This window comes from Bradyrhizobium sp. AUGA SZCCT0177 (genome assembly GCF_018130125.1).
Taxonomy (GTDB): Bacteria; Pseudomonadota; Alphaproteobacteria; order Rhizobiales; family Xanthobacteraceae; genus Bradyrhizobium.
Map to the genome: position 1 here is coordinate 44,475 of NZ_JAFCMA010000023.1, position 19,543 is coordinate 64,017.

The window sequence follows — 19,543 nt, forward strand, 5'->3', positions numbered from 1 at the left end:
GTGCACATACTCGTGTTGATTATGGCCTTGATGACGACACAGACGGTTTTTGCGCAAACCCCGGTCACACCCCCGGTAAAGCCTATCAAGATGGTCGTGCTCGGCGATTCCCTGAGTGCCGGCTATGGCCTGGCGGCGACCGGGGCGTTCCCCGTCCGCCTGCAAAAGGCATTGGAAGCCAAGGGGATAAAGGTCGATATGATCAATGCCGGGGTGTCCGGCGACACCACGTCAGGCGGCCGCGACCGGCTCGACTGGTCGGTGCCGGAAGGAACCGAGGCCGTGATCCTCGAACTCGGCGCCAACGATGCCTTGCGCGGTACTGACCCGGCCGTCACCCGTGCCGCGCTCACCGATATCCTGACCCGGCTGAAAGCCCGCAAGATCGCCGTCCTCCTGTGCGGGATGCTGGCGCCGCCGAATTATGGCAGCGAGTATGCGGCCCGCTTCAACGCGATCTACCCGGAGCTTTCGAAATCCTTCGGCGTTTCGCTCTATCCGTTTTTCCTGGAAGGCGTCGCCGCCGAGGCCAAGCTCAACCAGCCGGACGGATTGCATCCGACCGCTGAGGGCGTCGACATCATCGTGAAAAATATTCTGCCCAGTGTCGAGGCATTTCTTGGCGCGATAGCTGCGCAACGCAGCTGAAAATACAGCAGTGAATAACCCTACCCGATAGTTTTCCCCGTAGCTTTCCGGTCCAGTGGCGCCGGCTGCTTCGCAGGGTCATATAACTCAGGTAGAAATTGGTGATCGGTGATTCGTCATCGGGTTTCAGCATCGGGAGTCGAGCGATGCCGCGTTTGTTTGCTGGACTGGAAATTCCGGCCGAGATTGGCCAGACCCTTTCCAATTTGCGTGGCGGCCTTCCGGGCGCACGCTGGATCGATCCCGAAAATTATCACGTCACCTTGCGTTTCATCGGCGACATCGACGGCATGTCGGCGAATGAAATCGCCTCGATGTTGTTTCGGGTCAACCGAAAACCGTTCGAGGTCAAGGTGCAGGGCCTGCAAAGTTTCGGCGGGCGCAAGCCACGGGCGGTGGTGGCATCCGTCGAACCGAGCCGGCCGCTGATCGAATTGCAGGCCGAACTCGAGCGGATGATGCAACGCATGGGGCTCGATCCCGAGGGACGCAAATTCACCCCCCACGTGACGCTGGCGCGGCTGCACGACGCCTCGAGCCAGGATGTCGCCGACTATCTGTCGGTGCGCGGCTATTTCCCGAGCCGCACCTTCATGGCCTCGCGCTTCGTGCTGTTCTCATCGCGCGCCTCCACCGGCGGCGGCCCCTATGTGGTCGAGGATTCCTACGCGCTGAGCGCGTGAGGCCTCCAACCTCTCCTCGTCATGGCCGGGCTTGTCCCGGCCATCCACGTCTTTGGACAGGCTGTGCAGCAAGACGTGGATGCCCGGGACAAGCCCGGGCATGACGGTCGATATATTTGGGCATACCCCCACCACCAATTCACGGCTTGCAATTTTCGCACGCTTGGGGCCGTAAGGTGGGCCATGCTGTCGACCACCCCACCCACCTCGTTCCGCGCCCATTATCAGGGCCTGGTCACCTCCGGAGCGATCGAGGCCGACCCGGCGCAGGCCCGCGCTACCGACGCCTTTGCGGCGCTGGAAGACCGGCTGTCCAGCTACAAGCCGCTGCGCAAGCAAAGCCTGCTCGGCCGGCTGTTCGCCGACAAGGACGAGCCGCCGCCGCGCGGGCTTTACGTCCATGGCGAGGTCGGCCGCGGCAAGACCATGCTGATGGATCTGTTTTTTCAGCAGAGCGCCATCGAGCACAAGCGCCGCGCGCATTTCCACGAATTCATGGCCGAGGTGCATGAGCGGATCTACGGCTACCGGCAGGACATCGCGCGCGGCGAGATCGCCGACGGCGATGTGATCGCACTGACCGCGAATGCGATCTTCGATCAGGCGTGGCTGCTGTGCTTCGACGAATTTCACGTCACCGATATTGCCGACGCCATGATCCTGGGCCGGCTGTTCACAAAGCTGTTCGAACTCGGCACCGTCGTGGTGGCGACCTCGAACGTGGCGCCCGACGACCTCTACAAGGGTGGCCTGAACCGCGCGCTGTTTTTGCCTTTCATCGCGCAGATAGCCGATCACATGGACGTGCTGCGGCTCGATGCGCGCACGGATTTTCGGCTGGAAAAACTCGCCGGCGTGAAGATGTGGCTGGTGCCGGCGGATGACGCCGCCGGTGACGCGCTCGACAAGGCCTGGCGCAAGATGACCGGCAACGCGCCCTGCAAGGCGCGCGATATCGCAATCAAGGGCCGCATCCTGCGGGTGCCCTGTTCGTCGCACGGCGTCGCCCGCTTTACCTTCGCCGAACTCTGCGAGCAGCCGCTGGCTGCGTCGGATTACCTTCGGCTGGCGCACGACTACCACACCATTCTCGTCGACCGCATTCCTGTCATGGACTACCCCGAGCGCAACGCCGCCAAGCGTTTCATCTCGCTGATCGATACGCTCTATGACAATGCCGTGAAGCTGATGGCCTCGGCGGAAGCCGATCCGGTGTCGCTGTATCTGGCAACCGATGGCAACGAGGCCAACGAGTTCAAGCGGACCTCGTCGCGGCTGATCGAAATGAGTTCCGAATCCTACCTGGCGCTCCCGCACGGCCGGAAGGATTCAGCCGCGAGCGGCTCCAGCACCGGGCTGGTGGAGACGTAGGATTCAATCTGGCCGTCAATCCGGGACGCACGAAGTGCGAACCTCAGGTGCGTGGTTGCGCACCGGGGAATCTCGAGATTCCGGGTCTGATCCTTCGGATCATCCCGGAATGACGGTGGGCGTACTGGCATGCCTGATTGAAATCAAGGCAAGTCCGGCAGGAGGCCTACAATTGGGCACGCCGCGACTTGAACGTATCATTCGAAAGGGATAACCAGCCTCCCAGTTCACTCTCCATCCTCCTCTTCGTCTCAGAAGGACAAATTTCCCATGGCGCGCGACAAGATTGCTTTGATTGGCTCCGGTCAGATCGGCGGAACGCTGGCTCACCTCATTGGCCTGAAGGAGCTCGGCGACGTCGTCATGTTCGACATCGCCGAGGGCGTGCCGCAGGGCAAGGCGCTCGACATTGCGCAGTCGTCGCCGGTCGACGGTTTTGACGCGCATCTGACCGGCGCCAATTCCTATGAGGCGCTCGACAATGCCAAGGTCTGCATCGTCACCGCCGGCGTGCCGCGCAAGCCCGGCATGAGCCGCGACGATCTCCTCAGCATCAACCTCAAGGTCATGGAGCAGGTCGGCGCCGGCATCAAGAAATACGCCCCCGACGCCTTCGTCATCTGCATCACCAACCCGCTGGACGCGATGGTGTGGGCGCTGCAGAAGGCCTCCGGCATGCCGCACAAGAAGGTCGTCGGCATGGCCGGCGTGCTGGATTCCTCGCGCTTCCGTTATTTCCTCGCCGACGAGTTCAACGTCTCGGTCGAAGACGTCACCGCCTTCGTGCTCGGCGGCCATGGCGACACCATGGTGCCGCTGACGCGCTACTCCACCGTCGCCGGCATTCCGCTGCCCGACCTCGTCAAGATGGGTTGGACCTCGCAGGCGCGGATCGACGAGATCGTCGATCGCACCCGCAATGGCGGCGCCGAGATCGTCAACCTGCTGAAGACCGGTTCGGCCTTCTACGCCCCGGCGGCTTCCGCCATCGCGATGGCCGAGAGCTATCTGAAGGACAAGAAGCGCGTGCTGCCCTGCGCCGCCTATCTCAACGGCGAATATGGCGTGAAGGACATGTATGTCGGCGTGCCCGTTGTGATCGGCTCCAAGGGTGTCGAGCGTATTGTCGAGATCGAGCTGGCCGGCAAGGACCGTGAAGCCTTCGACAAGTCGGTCGGCGCCGTGCAGGGCCTGGTCGATGCCTGCAAGAAAATCGCTCCCGATCTGTTGGGCCGTTGATTTTATTCAACTTTCGCCCTGGAAACGGGGCGGAAGCGTTTCCGGCTTGCAGTTCTCTTGGTATATGGTATGCCAACTACCAATACCGGCGGGCCGTAGAACTTGCCGTATGAAGGTTTGGGGAGCGTCCAGATGAATATCCATGAATACCAGGCCAAGGCGTTGCTGCATGAATTCGGGGTGCCGATTTCGCGCGGCGTGCCGGTCTTGAAGGCCGCCGATTCGGAAGCCGCCGCCAAGGCGCTTCCCGGCCCGATCTGGGTCGTGAAAAGCCAGATCCACGCCGGCGGCCGCGGCAAGGGCAAGTTCAAGGAAGCTTCCGCGGGCGACAAGGGCGGCGTGCGCATCGCCAAGTCGGTCGCCGAGGTCAACGAGTTCGCCAAGCAGATGCTGGGCGCGACCCTCGTCACGATCCAGACCGGCGCCCACGGCAAGCAGGTCAACCGCCTCTACATCGAGGAAGGCTCCGACATCGACAAGGAGTTCTATCTCTCGATCCTGGTCGACCGCGAAACCTCGGAAGTCTCGTTCGTGGTCTCGACCGAAGGCGGCGTCAACATCGAGGACGTCGCGCACAACACCCCTGAGAAGATCATCACCTTCTCGGTCGATCCGGCCACCGGCATCATGGGCCATCACGGCCGCACGGTGGCGAAGGCGCTGAAGCTGACCGGCGATCTTGCCAAACAAGCCGAGAAGCTGGTCGCGCAGCTCTACACCGCCTTCATCGCCAAGGACATGGCGATGCTGGAGATCAATCCGCTCGTCGTCACCAAGCAGGGCGACCTGCGCGTGCTCGACGCCAAGGTCGCGTTCGACGACAACGCGATGTACCGCCATCCGGAAGTCGCGGCCCTGCGCGACGAGACCGAAGAGGACGCCAAGGAAATCGAGGCGTCGAAATACGATCTCAACTACGTCACGCTCGACGGCACCATCGGCTGCATGGTCAACGGCGCCGGCCTTGCGATGGCGACCATGGACATCATCAAGCTCTATGGCATGGAGCCCGCCAACTTCCTCGACGTCGGAGGCGGCGCGAGCAAGGAAAAGGTCGCGGCCGCTTTCAAGATCATCACCGCCGATCCGAACGTGAAGGGCATCCTCGTCAACATCTTCGGCGGCATCATGAAATGCGACATCATCGCCGAGGGCGTGGTCGCGGCTGTCAAGGAAGTCGGCCTGAAGGTGCCGCTGGTGGTTCGTCTCGAAGGCACCAATGTCGACGCCGGCAAGAAGATCATCCGCGAATCCGGCCTTAACGTGCTGCCCGCCGATAATCTCGACGATGCCGCACAGAAAATCGTGAATGCCGTCAAGGGAGGCTAGCGATGGCTGACCGTCTCGCCGCACCGACTGCCCTGGAGGAACACCGCAAGCTCGCCGTGTTTGCCGGCGAGTGGAGCGGCGAAGAGATGGTCTATCCCTCGCGCTGGAACGCGGGCGGCCCGGCGACCGCGCATGTCAAGGCGCGCATGGATCTCAACGGTTTTTATCTGATCCAGGACGCCGTCCAGACGCGCGACGGCAAGGAAAGCTTCGCCACCCATGGCGTGTTCACTTACGACCGCGAGGACCGCCACTACAAACTGTTCTGGCACGATTCGCTTGGATACTACTCCCCGGCGCCGGCCTCCGGCGGCTGGACCGGCAAGACGCTGATCCTGGTGCGCGGCTCGCTGCGCGGCAACGCGCGTCACGTCTACGAAGTCGTCGACGACAACAACTACACCATGAAAATCCAGTTCTCACCTGATGCGGAAGGATGGGCCGACGTGCTCACCGGCACGTATCGGCGAATTCACTGATCCCGTCTCCGATCACCCAGGGAAGTAACATCCATCATGTCCGTTCTGATCGACAAGAATACCAAAGTCATCTGCCAGGGTTTTACCGGTAAGAACGGCACGTTCCATTCCGAGGCGGCGATCGCGTACGGCACCAAGATGGTCGGCGGCACTTCGCCGGGCAAAGGCGGTGCAACGCATCTGGGCCTGCCGGTGTTCGACACGGTTGCCGAAGCGCGTGAGAAGACCGGCGCCGATGCGTCGGTGATCTACGTACCGCCGCCGGGGGCTGCGGACGCGATCTGCGAGGCGATCGATGCGGAGATCCCGCTGATCGTCTGCATCACCGAAGGCATTCCGGTGCTCGACATGGTCCGCGTCAAGCGTTCGCTGTCGGGGTCGAAGTCCCGCCTGATCGGACCGAACTGCCCGGGTGTCATGACCGCGGGCGAATGCAAGATCGGCATCATGCCGGCCAACATCTTCAAGCCCGGTAGTGTCGGCATCGTCTCCCGTTCGGGCACGCTGACCTATGAAGCCGTGTTCCAGACCACCCAGGAAGGCCTCGGCCAGACCACGGCGGTCGGCATCGGCGGCGACCCGGTCAAGGGCACCGAATTCATCGACGTGCTGGAAATGTTCCTGGCCGATCCGAAGACCACCTCGATCATCATGATCGGTGAAATCGGCGGTTCCGCCGAGGAGGACGCCGCCCAGTTCATCAAGGACGAGGCCAAGCGGGGCCGCAGCAAGCCGATGGTTGGCTTCATCGCTGGCGTCACCGCCCCTCCCGGCCGCCGCATGGGCCATGCCGGCGCGATCATCTCCGGCGGCAAGGGCGACGCCGGTTCCAAGACCACAGCGATGGAATCGGCCGGAATCACGGTCTCTCCGTCGCCGGCAAGGCTTGGACACACCCTTGCCGAAAAATTGAAGTCCTAATTCAATTCTTGGTTCTTTTGGGCGGGAAATTTCGCGCTAAATAGGTTAGAGGTGCTTTAACTCGCTGGTCCGGGCCTCCGGACCGGCCAAAGCGCCGTTTTCCACGCGCGAAGCCAAAAATTACCAGGACGCCATCATGTCTCGCCAGGACGCGAATGCCGCATTTGCCCTTTCCTCCTTTTTGCAGGGCACCAACGCCACCTACATCGACGATCTCTACGCCCGCTACGAGCAGGACCCCGCTTCGGTCGATCCCGATTGGCAGGAGTTCTTCAAGAGCCTGAAAGACACCCCGGCCGACGTCCAGAAGAACGCCGAGGGCGCCTCCTGGGGCCGCGACAACTGGCCATTGACGCCGCGCGACGAGCTGACCTCGGCGCTGGACGGCAACTGGGCGCAGGTCGAAAAGGCTGTTGGCACCAAGCTGGCGGCCAAGGCGCAGGCCAAGGGCGCCGAAGTGGCGTCGGCCGACATCAACCAGGCGACGCGCGATTCGGTTCGCGCCCTGATGCTGATCCGCGCCTATCGCATGCGCGGTCATTTCCACGCCAAGCTCGATCCGCTCGGCATCGAGGCCCAGCGCGACCGCGAGGAGCTTGATCCGCGCACCTACGGTTTTGCCGAGGCCGATTTCGACCGCAAGATTTTCCTCGATCACGTGCTCGGTCTTGAATACGGTACGCTTCGCGAAATCGTTGCGATCTGCGAGCGCACCTACTGCCAGACGCTCGGCGTCGAGTTCATGCACATCAGCAACGCGGCGCAGAAGGCCTGGATCCAGGAACGCATCGAAGGCCCGGACAAGGAAATCAGCTTCACCCCCGAAGGCCGGCGCGCGATCCTCAACAAGCTGATCGAAGCCGAAGGCTTTGAGAAGTTCTGCGACATCAAATTCACCGGCACCAAGCGCTTCGGCCTCGACGGAGCTGAATCGCTGATCCCGGCGCTGGAGCAGATCATCAAGCGCGGCGGCAATCTCGGCGTGAAGGAGATCGTGCTCGGCATGCCGCATCGCGGCCGCCTCAACGTGCTGACGCAGGTGATGGGCAAGCCGCACCGCGCGCTGTTCCATGAATTCAAGGGCGGCTCCGCCAATCCCGACGCGGTCGAAGGCTCCGGCGACGTCAAATATCATCTCGGCGCCTCGTCGGACCGCGAGTTCGACAACAACAGGATCCATCTGTCGCTGACCGCCAACCCGTCGCATCTGGAAATCGTCGATCCCGTCGTGCTCGGCAAGGTGCGCGCCAAGCAGGACCAGCACGGCGATCCGCCGGACATGCGCATTTCGGTGCTGCCGGTGCTGATGCATGGCGACGCCGCCTTCGCCGGCCAGGGCGTGGTCGCCGAATGCTTCGGCCTGTCCGACCTGAAGGGCTACCGCACCGGCGGTTCGCTGCACTTCATCGTCAACAACCAGATCGGCTTCACCACCTATCCGCGCTACTCGCGTTCCTCGCCCTATCCGTCTGACGTCGCGAAGATGATCGACGCGCCGATCTTCCATGTGAACGGCGACGATCCGGAAGCCGTGGTGTTCGCGGCCAAGGTTGCGATCGAGTTCCGGCAGAAATTCCACAAGCCCGTCGTGATCGACATGTTCTGCTACCGCAGGCATGGCCATAACGAAGGCGACGAGCCGATGTTCACTCAGCCGGTGATGTACAAGAAGATCGCGTTGCATCCCGGCACGGTCGAGATCTATTCCAAGCGGCTGATCGCTGACGGCGTGTTGACCGAGGGCGAGGTCGAAAAGGCCAAGGCCGACTGGCGTGCGCGGCTCGATGCCGAACTCGAGGCCGGCTCGGGCTACAAGCCCAACAAGGCCGACTGGCTCGACGGCAAATGGGCCGGCTTCAAGTCCGCCGATCAGGAAGAGGATGCGCGCCGCGGCGTTACCGGCGTCGATACGGCTATCCTGAAGGATATCGGCCGCAAGATCACCAAGGTGCCCGACGGCTTCCGCGTTCACCGCACCATCCAGCGTTTCCTGGAAAATCGCGCCAAGGCGATCGACAATGGCGTCGGCATCGACTGGGCCACCGGCGAGGCGCTGGCGTTCTGCACGCTGATGCAGGAAGGCCGGCACGTCCGCCTGTCGGGGCAGGACTCCGAGCGCGGTACCTTCTCGCAGCGCCATTCGGTGCTGATCGACCAGGAGGACGAGAGCCGCTACACGCCGTTCAATCACCTTAGCCCCGATCAGGGCCACTACGAGGTGATCAACTCGCTGCTTTCGGAAGAGGCGGTGCTTGGCTTCGAGTACGGTTATTCACTGGCCGAGCCGAATGCGCTCGCGATGTGGGAAGCCCAGTTCGGCGACTTCGCCAACGGGGCGCAGGTGCTGTTCGACCAATTCATCTCCTCGGGCGAACGCAAATGGCTGCGCATGTCGGGTCTCGTCTGCCTGCTGCCGCATGGCTATGAAGGGCAGGGACCGGAGCACTCCTCGGCGCGGCTCGAACGCTTCCTGCAGATGTGCGCCGAAGACAACATGCAGGTGGTCTATCCCACCACGCCGGCGAATTACTTCCACGTGCTGCGGCGCCAGCTGCATCGCGAAATCCGTAAACCCCTGATCCTGATGACGCCGAAATCGTTGCTGCGCCACAAGCGGGCGGTGTCGCGGCTCGACGAGCTCGGCAAGGACGCCACGTTCCACCGCATCCTCTACGATGACGCGCAGATGCTGCCGGACGAGAAGATCAAGCTGGTGGACGACGACAAGATCCGCCGCATCGTGCTGTGCTCGGGCAAGGTCTATTACGATCTCTACGAGGAACGCGAGAAGCGCGGCATCGACGACATCTACCTGATGCGCGTCGAGCAGCTCTATCCGGTGCCGCTGAAGGCACTGGTGCACGAGCTCGCCCGCTTCAAGAACGCGGAAGTCGTCTGGTGCCAGGAAGAACCGCGCAATATGGGTGCGTGGCACTTCATCGAGCCCTATCTCGAATGGGTGCTGAACCAGATCCACGCGCCGAACAAGCGTCCGCGTTACGCGGGCCGCGCGGCGGCGGCGGCGACGGCCACCGGTTTGATGTCGAAGCATCTGGCGCAGCTCAAGGCGCTGCTGGATGACGCGCTGAACTGAAAACTTTGAATTCGTCATGCCCCGCGAAAGCGGGGCATCCAGCAACCCGCGCCGTCAATTGTGACCGTCACGGATTGCTGGATCGTCCGCCCCGGAACGATGACCGCACAGGATATATTGAGGAAAACACACATGACTGACATTCGCGTTCCGACGCTCGGCGAGTCCGTGACGGAGGCCACCATTGGCCGCTGGTTCAAGAAGGCCGGCGACGCCGTGGCGGTGGACGAGCCTTTGGTGGAGCTCGAGACCGACAAGGTCACCATCGAAGTCCCGGCGCCTTCAGCGGGCGTGCTGGGCGAGATCGCCGCCAAGGACGGCGAAACCGTCGCCGTCGGCGCGCTGCTCGGACAGATCAATGACGGCGCGGCAGGCGCCAAGCCGGCGGCCGCGCCGCCCAAGAATTCTGCAGCTGCAGCTGCTCCCGCCGCGCCGCCGCCCGCCGCTGCCGCCGCACCTGCTGCGGCGCCAAAGGCCGCACCCGCGGACGCGCCGCTGGCGCCGTCGGTCCGGAAACTCTCCGTCGAAAGCGGCATCGATGCCGCTACCGTGCCTGGTTCCGGTAAGGATGGCCGCGTCACCAAGGGCGACATGCTGGCTGCGATCGAGAAGGCCGCTTCCGCGCCGACTCCGGTCAATCAGCCCGCCGCCGCCGTGCAGGTGCGAGCACCGTCGCCCGCCGACGATGCCGCGCGCGAAGAGCGCGTGAAGATGACGCGGCTGCGCCAGACCATCGCGCGCCGCCTGAAGGACGTGCAGAACACCGCGGCGATGCTCACGACCTTCAACGAGGTCGATATGAGCCACATCATGGCGATGCGGACGCAGTACAAGGACGTGTTCGAGAAGAAGCACGGCACCAAGCTCGGCTTCATGGGCTTCTTCACCAAGGCCTGCGTGCAGGCGCTCAAGGACATCCCGGCAGTCAATGCCGAGATCGACGGCACTGATCTGATCTTCAAGAATTACTACCATGTCGGCGTCGCCGTCGGCACCGACAAGGGCCTCGTCGTGCCTGTGGTACGCGACTGCGACCACAAGTCGATCTCCGACATCGAAAAGAGCATCGCCGATTTCGGCCGCCGCGCCCGTGACGGCCAGCTCAAGATCGACGAGATGCAGGGCGGCACCTTCACCATCACCAATGGCGGCATCTATGGTTCGCTGATGTCGACGCCGATCCTGAACGCGCCGCAATCCGCCATTCTCGGCATGCACAAGATCCAGGAGCGGCCGATGGCGATCGGCGGCAAGATCGAGATCCGCCCGATGATGTATCTGGCGCTGTCGTACGATCACCGCGTCATCGACGGCAAGGAAGCGGTCACCTTCCTGGTCCGCGTCAAGGAGAGCCTGGAAGATCCGGCGCGCCTGGTGCTGGATCTCTGATGGTCGCGTCCGAGTGCCCGCTGCTCGGCGGGTATTGGCGCGGCGTATTGATGGATGGGGGCGAATGTGACCGATAAAGTCGTTGTCATCACCGGCGGTAGCCGCGGCATCGGCCGCGCCACCGCGATTGCCGCGGCGGCCCGTGGCTTTCGGGTTGTCGTCGGTTACGCCAGCAACGAGGCGGCGGCGAACGAAGTCGTCACCGAGATCGAGCGCAAGAACGGCAAGGCTGTCGCTGTGAAATGCGACGTTGCCGAGGAAAGCGACATCCTCGCGCTGTTCAAGGCGGCCGATCAGTTCGGTACGTTAGGGGCGCTCGTCAATAACGGTGGTATTGTCGGTCAGAGCGGCGTGCGCGTTGACGAGATGTCGGCCGAGCGCATCCAGCGCGTGATGGCGGTCAACGTTACCGGGTCCATCCTGTGCGCACGCGAGGCCGTGAAGCGCATGTCGACCAAACATGGCGGCAAAGGCGGCGTTATCGTCAATCTTTCCTCGGTCGCGGCGAGACTCGGTGCGCCCAATACCTATGTCGATTATGCGGCGTCGAAGGGTGCCGTGGATTCGTTCACGGTCGGTCTCGGCCATGAAGTTGCCGGCGAGGGCATTCGCGTCGCCGCGATCCGGCCCGGGCTGATCGATACCGAGATTCACGCGAGCGGCGGCGAACCCGACCGCGCCCATCGCTTAGCGCATATGGTGCCGATGCAGCGCGTCGGTACCGCGGAAGAAATCGCCAATGCCATCGTCTGGCTGATGTCGGACGACGCTTCGTACGTCACCAGTGCCATCCTCGATGTATCGGGCGGCCGGTAATACCCTGTCATAGAATTCAGTTACGGGACTTCAATCATGGCTTCTTACGATCTCGTCGTCATCGGCACCGGTCCGGGCGGATATGTCTGCGCGGTGCGCGCCGCGCAACTCGGCATGAAAGTCGCCGTGGTCGAAAAGAACGCGACGCTGGGCGGCACCTGCCTCAACGTCGGCTGCATGCCGTCGAAGGCGCTGCTGCATGCGTCCGAGATGTTCGAGGAAGCCGGGCACTCCTTCGCAAAAATGGGCGTCAGCGTTTCCACGCCGAAGCTCGATCTGCCTTCAATGATGAACTTCAAGCAGCAGGGCATCGACGGCAACGTCAAGGGCGTCGAGTTCCTGATGAAGAAGAACAAGATCGACGTCATCAGCGGCACGGGCAAGATTCTCGGCGCCGGCAAGGTCGAAGTGTCCGGCAGTGACGGCAAGGCGCAGACCGTCGAGACCAAAAACATCGTGATCGCCACCGGCTCCGACATCGCGCGGCTGAAGGGCATCGAGATCGACGAGAAGCGCATCGTGTCGTCGACCGGCGCGCTGTCGTTCGACAAGGTGCCCTCACATCTGCTGGTCGTCGGCGCCGGCGTGATCGGGCTCGAGCTCGGCTCGGTGTGGCACCGGCTCGGTGCGAAGGTCACGGTGGTTGAGTTTCTCGACCGCATCCTGCCCGGCACGGATGGCGAGGTGGCAAAACAATTCCAGCGCATCCTCGAAAAGCAGGGCTTTGCGTTCAAGCTCGGCGCCAAGGTCACCGGCGTCGACACGTCAGGTAAGACGCTGTCGGTCAAGGTCGAGCCGGCGGCGGGCGGTGCGGCCGAGGCCATCGAAGCCGATGTGGTGCTGGTCTGTATCGGCCGCGTGCCCTACACCGACGGCCTCGGCCTGAAGGAGGCCGGTATCGCGCTCGACAACCGCGGCCGCGTCGAGATCGATGCGCATTTCTCGACCAGCGTGAAGGGCGTCTATGCGATCGGCGATGTGGTGGCGGGTCCGATGCTTGCGCACAAGGCCGAGGACGAAGGCGTTGCGTGTGCCGAGATCATCGCAGGGCAGGCCGGGCATGTGAATTACGACGTCATCCCAGGCGTTGTGTATACCACGCCGGAAGTGTCGTCGGTCGGCAAGACCGAGGAAGAGCTGAAGCAGGCGGGCGTCGCATACACCTCGGGCAAATTCCCCTTCACTGCCAACGGCCGCTCCAAGGTCAACCAGACCACGGACGGCTTTGTGAAGATTCTCGCAGATGCGAAGACCGATCGCGTGCTCGGCGTGCACATCATCGGCCGCGAAGCCGGCGAAATGATCCATGAAGCCGCCGTTCTGATGGAATTCGGCGGTTCCGCCGAGGATCTGGCACGAACCTGCCATGCGCATCCGACCCGCTCCGAGGCCATCAAGGAAGCAGCGCTTGCGGTCGGCAAACGGGCGATCCATATGTGATCGATGCCCGGCACACGCCGGGTCGAGATTTTCAGGTGATGCGCCGCCTACTTAAGCCGTTATGGGTTCTGCTTGCGATCATCTTCTTGATCGAAGCATGGCTGTGGGATCATCTCGAGCCGATCGTCGAGCGCGTCGTCGCGTGGATTCCGTTCCGTGCGTTCAAGCGATGGCTGTCCGAGCGTGTCGATACGCTGTCGCCGGCGATGACGTTGATCGTATTTGCGGTGCCGGTGATCCCGCTGTTTCCGCTCAAGCTGGTCGGGCTGTGGCTGCTGGCGAATGAATATTGGATCAGCGCGATCGTCGTCATCGTTCTCGGCAAGTTCGTCGGCGTCGGCGTCACCGCCTTCATCTTCGATGTGACGCGGCCGAAGCTGCTGAAGATGCAGTGGTTCAAAAAGATTTATGAGTTCATCATGATGCTGCGCGCCAGGGCAGCTGCATTGGTCGAGCCGGTCAAGCGCCGGATCGCCGAGATGCTGCGCGGCGACGGCGAGGGCTGGTCAGGTCGGATGCTGAGGCTGATCCAGCGCTTTCGCAAACGCGTGCACGAAGCGCGGTAATCGAACTCACTCTCACAGAGATCGGCTTCACCTCCCCCGATGGGAGAGGCGGGCACGCTACATCAAATGCACGGCATGCGGCGCGAACAGGCCGATCAAGGTGAATCCAATTCCGATCACGGCGAGCAGGGCGGAACCCCAGGCCAGCACGATCATGCCGGTGATGATGGTCGCCGATGCCAGCACGATGCCGATCTGGAACGCGGCCGAGGCGACTTCGTAGTGATGGTACTTGGCCATTGCCTCGTCGCGCAAATGTTCGGCTTGCTTGGCGCGCTTCATGAGCTCTTCCGAGCCCTCGCCGGTTTCCGGCTCCGAGCGATAGCGCGCCGCAGTCTTGGTCCAGTCGTCGATCTGCTTTTGCAGCGCCGCCTTTGCGGCCGGATCAGTAGTGACCCCGAGGCTCAGCTTGGCGTGCTCGGCGGTGGCCTGAACCGTGGTGCGGCGGATGCTCTTGGCTTGAAAGAACGCCCAAAGGTTCGACGCCTCGACATTCTTGCTGATCGATTCGGTCTGCGCGCCCTTGCCGAGGGTCTCCGACAGCGCAAGAAACAGCGCAATGACGGCGATCAGCAATGCGATTCTCTTGTTGGAGCTGGAAGCGTGCTCGGCGTGCTCCGCATGCTCCATACTTTCATGTGCGCCCATGATTCCCTCCTGCCAGGTGACCTGCTTACGATTGCCGGAACCATTCGGCCAGCGCAAGGGGCGGGCAGGGGAAGTGCACGATGTGACGATAGTATGTCGGAGCGCGGCCGGCGTTCAGCCGCGCGGATGCGCCGTCTTGTACACTTCCAGCAGCCGCTCGCTGTCGATGCCGGTATAGATCTGCGTGGTCGAGAGCGAGGCGTGGCCGAGCAATTCCTGGATCGCGCGCAGATCGCCGCCGCGCGACAGCAGGTGGGTGGCAAATGAATGCCGCAGCGCATGCGGCGTCGCGCTGTCGGGCAGGCCGAGCGCGCCTCGCAACCGCTCCATGGTGAGCTGGATGATTCGCGGGCTGAGCGGCCCGCCGCGTGCGCCGACGAAAATCGGTCCCTCCGGGTTAAGCTGATGCGGGCAGACGGCGGTGTAATCGGCGATCAGCGCCAGCACGTTTTGCAGCACCGGCACCATGCGGGTCTTGTTGCCCTTGCCGGTCACGATGATGACGTCACCTTCGCCGGGCAGCGGAACGTCGCGCTTTTTCAGCCCGAGCGCCTCGGAGATGCGCAGGCCCGAACCATACAGCAGCGCCATCACGGCGGCGTCGCGCGCCCAGATCCAGGGATCGCGATCCTCGCCGGCGCGTTCGTCGGCATCGGCAAAACGTTTGGCGGCCGCCATCTGGATCGGCTTCGGCAGGCTCTTGCCGATTTTCGGCGCACGGATCGCCGAGAGCGCGCCGACCTTGCCCTTGCCTTCGCGCTCCAGGAAACGTCCGAACGAGCGCAGCCCCGCCAGCGCCCGCATCAGCGAGCGGCCCCCGATGTCGTCGGCGCGGCGCATCGCCATGAAGGCCCTGATGTCGCTGGCTTCCAGCGCTGCAAACCCCTTGAGCGTAACTTTTCGGCCCCAGTGCTCGGCGAGAAAGATCAGGCATTGCCGGAGGTCGCGGGCGTAGGCCTCCAGCGTTTTGGGCGACAGCCGCCGTTCGGCGCGCAGATGCGACAGCCAGCGCGTCATTTCCAGCGCCAGCGTCGCGTCGGCGCAATCGAGTTCGATCGGTTGAAGTGACGGAACAGGCTTGGTCATGGACTATGGGCGCCCTGATTCTCCTGATTATATCGCACCTCTTTCGTTTACCGTTCGCTAACTTGCCCCCACCAGCGCCGGTGCCACTGGCCCTCGCCGTCGGGCGCCCTTAACTTGAGCGCCTCTTAACTTAAGTCCCTGCACCCCTTAAGCCTGATTCCCGATGGACCATTCGACGCGCAGCAGCAGTTCCTCCGCCTCATCGACACGCGTCGTCGATGTGCTGGTGCCGGTTGCGCTCAATCAGGCCTATTCGTATCGCGTGCCGCGCGGCATGGAGCTGAAGCCCGGCGACGTCGTCTGCGTGCCGCTGGGGCCGCGCGAGGTGGTGGCGGTGGTGTGGGCGGAAAACGCCAATCCCGATCCGCGCCTGCATAACCGCTTAAAAGATGTCGGCGAAAAGCTCGATGTGCCACCGTTGAAGGAGGAACTGCGTTCGCTCGTCGATTGGGTCGCCAATTACACGCTTTCCGCCCGCGGCATGGTGCTGCGCATGAGCTTGCGGATGGGCGAAAATCTCGGCCCCGAACGGATGCGCCTTGGCGTGCGGCTGGTCGGTGAGCCGCCGCGGCGCCTGACGCCGGCGCGACGGCGGGCGATTGACGTGCTGTCGGATGGCCTGCTGCACGGCAAGTCCGAAGCCGCCCGGGAGGCCGGCGTCAGTTCGGGCGTGATCGACGGGCTGGTCGATGAGGGCACGCTTCAAATCGAGGCGATGCCGCCGCCGCTGGCGCCGCCGGCGCCCGATCCGTCGTTTGCCCAGCCTGAATTCTCCCGGCAGCAGCGCACGGCTGTGGACGCGATGCGGGCGCTGGCGGCGAATGGCAGCTTTCACGTCGCACTGCTCGATGGCGTCACCGGCTCGGGCAAGACCGAAGTCTATTTCGAGGCGATCGCCGAAATCATCCGCCGCGGCAAGCAGACGCTGATCCTGATGCCGGAGATCGCGCTGACGGGACAATTCCTCGATCGCTTCGCGCTGCGTTTTGGCGTGCGTCCTCTGGAGTGGCATTCCGAACTGACGCCGCGCACCCGCGCCCGCAACTGGGCGGCAATCGCAGCCGGCGAAGCGCCGGTCGTGGTCGGCGCGCGCTCGGCCTTGTTCCTACCCTATGCTGATCTCGGCCTGATCATCGTTGATGAGGAGCACGACCAGGCCTACAAGCAGGATGACGGCGCGCATTATCACGCCCGCGACATGGCGGTGGTGCGCGCGCATATCGCGAAAATCCCGATCATCCTGGCCTCGGCCACGCCGTCGATCGAGACCGAAGTCAACGCGCGCAAGGGACGCTATCAGCGCGTCGCGCTGCCGTCGCGTTTCGGCGGCCAGCATATGCCGCAGATCGAGGCGATCGATTTGCGCCGCGAACCGCCGCCGCGCGGCCGCTTCGTCTCGCCGCGGCTTGCCGATTACATCGGGCAGGCGATCGAGAAGCGCGAGCAGGCGCTGTTGTTCCTCAATCGCCGCGGCTACGCACCGCTGACGCTGTGCCGCGCCTGCGGGCATCGCTTCTCCTGCACGATCTGTGACGCCTGGCTGGTGGATCATCGCTTTCGCCAGCGGCTGGTCTGTCACCATTGCGGCTTCTCGATGCCGCGCCCGAATATCTGTCCGCACTGCGCAGCCGAGGAATCGCTCGCCGCCATCGGGCCCGGTGTCGAACGCCTGCAGGAGGAGGCCGCGCAGTTGTTCCCGAACGCGCGCACCATGGTGCTGTCGAGCGACCTGATCACCTCGATCGAAACCATGCGCAGCGAGCTGAATGAAATCGCCGAGGGCCGCGTCGACATCATCATCGGCACGCAATTGGTGGCGAAGGGGCATAATTTCCCGCGGCTCAATCTGGTCGGTGTCGTCGATGCAGATTTGGGCCTGAGCAATGGCGATCCGCGCGCGGCCGAGCGGACGTTTCAATTGCTGAACCAGGTGATCGGCCGCGCCGGGCGCGACCAGGGCCGCGGCATCGGTTACCTGCAGACCCATCAGCCCGATCATCCCGTGATGAAGGCGTTGGTCGCAAGCGATCGCGAGGCGTTCTATGCCACTGAAATCGATCAGCGCGAACGATCGGGATATCCGCCGTTCGGCCGGCTCGCCAGCCTGATCATTTCCGCCGGCGACCGGCCGACCGCCGAAGGTTTTGCGCGCAAGCTCGCCGCCATCGCGCCGATCGACGAGCGCATCCAGGTACTGGGGCCTGCAGAAGCGCCGCTGGCAGTGATCAAGGGCCGCTATCGCTTCCGGCTGTTGGTGAAATCGCTGCGCAATGTCGATCTGTCGGACTATCTGCGTGAATGGCTCGCGGCGGGGCCGAAGACAAAAGGCAATCTCAAGCTCGAGGTCGACGTCGATCCGCAGAGTTTTTTGTAGAAGCCCATTATTTGCGGGTGGCAGTCCACCTCAGCCATTCGACCACAGATTGGTCGTGTATCCCTGCTCGACAAAGGCATCGATTTTCGCCGCCTGATCCTCGTCGGCGCCGGCCCTCGCCGCGAAGACTTTTCCGAACGAGATGCGCTTGGGTTCCGGCCAATGCTCGGGTTGCCAGAGCTTTGACCGGAGCACCGAGCGCGCGCAGTGGAAATAGCAGCGTTCGATATGGATCCGGATCGCCAGCAGCGCCGGGCGGCCTTCCTTGCCAAGTGTCGCCAGCAGTTCGGCATCGTCAAAGATCTCGGCCCGGCCCGAGAGCCGCAGCGTCTCGCCGGTCCGGGGGCGCAGGAAAATCATCCCGATCCGGCCGGTCTCGATGATGTTCTGCAGGCCGAACGCAAGGTTATTGCCCGCCCGTTCCGGGAGCAGAACCGTTGTTTCATTTTCGACGCGGACAAACCCGGGCTCGTCGCCTTTCGGCGATACCTCGATCGGCCCGTCGCGACCGGCCGTGGCCATCAGCCCAAACGGGCACGTTTGCAGGAAATCGATCGCCTGTTCGTCGAGATAGGGAGCTATCTTGGCCTTGGTGGTCGCCCGGGGTTCGGGAAGAACATTTCTCAGTTGTTCCACGGTTTTGATCTGGCTCATGATCGATCTCGTCAGTGCTGGTTCAAGGCTGCGGAAGGCGGTGCGCCTGTTGCCTTCGGAACCTAGCACGACCCTCCTGCCACCGTGGTGGCCAGAGCGGCTCCGCGCCGTGCGGGCGGGGTAGCAGCGAGTGGCCCTGCCGGCTCGAGCGCGCCCAAATAAAAAGCCTGCCGTCATTTGCGACGGCAGGCCCTTATCGGTGCGCGAAAGATTCCGCGATCGTTACGCTACGCAACGCTTACCAGGTCTGTTGAACCGGAAACGGCGCTTGATCAGCGCTTTTAGGAGACGACCTCGGCGGTGATGCGGCCGACGCCCTTGGCGCGGGTCAGTCCGACCGCGCTGGCAGCGCCGGTCGAAAGGTCGAGCACGCGCCCCTTAATGAACGGGCCGCGGTCGTTGATGGTGACGATGACGCTGCGGCCGCCATGGGTCACCCTGAGCTTGGTGCCGAACGGCAGGCTGCGGTGGGCGGCGGTCATGGCGTTCTGGTTGAAGCGCTGGCCGGATGCGGTCTTGCTGCCGGATTCATTGCCGTAAAAGGAAGCCATGCCCGAGAAGCTGCGCCCGGAGCTTGAGCCGATCGAGGCGTTGGCGTCCTGCCAGTTGCTGTTGGCCTTTTGGGCGTGGTGGGAATGGTGATGGTGATGACGGTGGTGCCTGGATTTGGCCGAAGCTTCGGTAATGCTGCCACCGGCCAGGAGAGTTGCGGCAATCAAAGCGAACGCTGTACGCGACCGGATGATAGATCCCGGCAGCAGGTTCTTCGTATTCAACATATAAATAATCCCTCAGACAGTATTGCC

General features: G+C 63.2%; 17 protein-coding genes. 13 read left to right on the top strand and 4 right to left on the bottom strand.

Going from position 1 to position 19,543, the window contains the following annotated elements:
- The 12 genes from JQ597_RS25030 to JQ597_RS25085 all read left to right on the top strand — a co-directional run bounded on the left by JQ597_RS25030 (position 1) and on the right by JQ597_RS25085 (position 13,975).
- On the top strand, positions 1–648 hold the full coding sequence (locus JQ597_RS25030) for an arylesterase (RefSeq protein ID WP_502754624.1): 648 nt from the start codon (positions 1–3) through the stop codon (positions 646–648).
- 146 nt (positions 649–794) lie between these two features.
- Positions 795–1,331, top strand: a complete 537-nt coding sequence (thpR, locus tag JQ597_RS25035; protein ID WP_192739017.1) for an RNA 2',3'-cyclic phosphodiesterase — start codon at positions 795–797, stop codon at positions 1,329–1,331.
- 183 nt (positions 1,332–1,514) lie between these two features.
- Positions 1,515–2,702, top strand: coding sequence for a cell division protein ZapE (gene zapE, locus JQ597_RS25040; protein WP_212267676.1), 1,188 nt, complete (start codon positions 1,515–1,517; stop codon positions 2,700–2,702).
- A gap of 270 nt (positions 2,703–2,972) precedes the next feature.
- Positions 2,973–3,941 carry a malate dehydrogenase gene (gene mdh / locus JQ597_RS25045; RefSeq protein ID WP_192739019.1) on the top strand — a complete coding sequence of 323 codons (969 nt, stop codon included), beginning with the start codon at positions 2,973–2,975 and terminating at the stop codon, positions 3,939–3,941.
- Positions 3,942–4,073: 132 nt separating this feature from the next.
- Positions 4,074–5,270: an ADP-forming succinate--CoA ligase subunit beta gene (gene sucC, locus JQ597_RS25050; RefSeq protein ID WP_212267679.1), complete on the top strand. Its 1,197-nt coding sequence runs from the start codon at positions 4,074–4,076 to the stop codon at positions 5,268–5,270.
- Positions 5,271–5,272: 2 nt separating this feature from the next.
- On the top strand, positions 5,273–5,749 hold the full coding sequence (locus JQ597_RS25055; protein WP_212267682.1) for a DUF1579 family protein: 477 nt from the start codon (positions 5,273–5,275) through the stop codon (positions 5,747–5,749).
- A gap of 36 nt (positions 5,750–5,785) precedes the next feature.
- Positions 5,786–6,670: a succinate--CoA ligase subunit alpha gene (sucD, locus tag JQ597_RS25060; RefSeq protein WP_211999191.1), complete on the top strand. Its 885-nt coding sequence runs from the start codon at positions 5,786–5,788 to the stop codon at positions 6,668–6,670.
- 136 nt (positions 6,671–6,806) lie between these two features.
- Complete coding sequence (locus JQ597_RS25065) at positions 6,807–9,764, top strand: 2-oxoglutarate dehydrogenase E1 component (RefSeq protein ID WP_212267685.1); 2,958 nt, start codon at positions 6,807–6,809, stop codon at positions 9,762–9,764.
- A 132-nt stretch (positions 9,765–9,896) separates the two neighbouring features.
- Positions 9,897–11,153, top strand: a complete 1,257-nt coding sequence (gene odhB / locus JQ597_RS25070) for a 2-oxoglutarate dehydrogenase complex dihydrolipoyllysine-residue succinyltransferase (RefSeq protein WP_212267688.1) — start codon at positions 9,897–9,899, stop codon at positions 11,151–11,153.
- Between the two features lie 66 nt (positions 11,154–11,219).
- Entirely contained in the window at positions 11,220–11,969 is a 750-nt protein-coding gene (locus JQ597_RS25075) for an SDR family oxidoreductase (protein ID WP_212267690.1), read from the top strand.
- A 36-nt stretch (positions 11,970–12,005) separates the two neighbouring features.
- Positions 12,006–13,409: a dihydrolipoyl dehydrogenase gene (lpdA, locus tag JQ597_RS25080; RefSeq protein WP_212267692.1), complete on the top strand. Its 1,404-nt coding sequence runs from the start codon at positions 12,006–12,008 to the stop codon at positions 13,407–13,409.
- A gap of 35 nt (positions 13,410–13,444) precedes the next feature.
- Positions 13,445–13,975 (top strand): hypothetical protein, encoded by a 531-nt coding sequence (locus JQ597_RS25085; RefSeq protein WP_212267839.1) that lies wholly within the window; start codon positions 13,445–13,447, stop codon positions 13,973–13,975.
- A gap of 57 nt (positions 13,976–14,032) precedes the next feature.
- Here the strand turns inward: JQ597_RS25085 and JQ597_RS25090 are convergent, their stop codons facing one another.
- Positions 14,033–14,623 (bottom strand): DUF4337 domain-containing protein, encoded by a 591-nt coding sequence (locus tag JQ597_RS25090; protein WP_212267694.1) that lies wholly within the window; start codon positions 14,621–14,623, stop codon positions 14,033–14,035.
- A gap of 114 nt (positions 14,624–14,737) precedes the next feature.
- A complete protein-coding gene (locus tag JQ597_RS25095; RefSeq protein WP_212267696.1) occupies positions 14,738–15,709 on the bottom strand; it encodes a tyrosine recombinase XerC in 972 nt (323 codons plus the stop codon).
- 163 nt (positions 15,710–15,872) lie between these two features.
- Here JQ597_RS25095 and JQ597_RS25100 point away from each other — a divergent pair, with 163 nt between their 5' ends.
- Positions 15,873–18,083 (top strand): primosomal protein N', encoded by a 2,211-nt coding sequence (locus JQ597_RS25100; protein ID WP_212267698.1) that lies wholly within the window; start codon positions 15,873–15,875, stop codon positions 18,081–18,083.
- Between the two features lie 30 nt (positions 18,084–18,113).
- Here the strand turns inward: JQ597_RS25100 and JQ597_RS25105 are convergent, their stop codons facing one another.
- Positions 18,114–18,914, bottom strand: coding sequence for an MSMEG_1061 family FMN-dependent PPOX-type flavoprotein (locus JQ597_RS25105; protein ID WP_212267700.1), 801 nt, complete (start codon positions 18,912–18,914; stop codon positions 18,114–18,116).
- A 104-nt stretch (positions 18,915–19,018) separates the two neighbouring features.
- Positions 19,019–19,516: a septal ring lytic transglycosylase RlpA family protein gene (locus JQ597_RS25110; protein WP_212267701.1), complete on the bottom strand. Its 498-nt coding sequence runs from the start codon at positions 19,514–19,516 to the stop codon at positions 19,019–19,021.
- Positions 19,517–19,543: the final 27 nt, after the last annotated feature.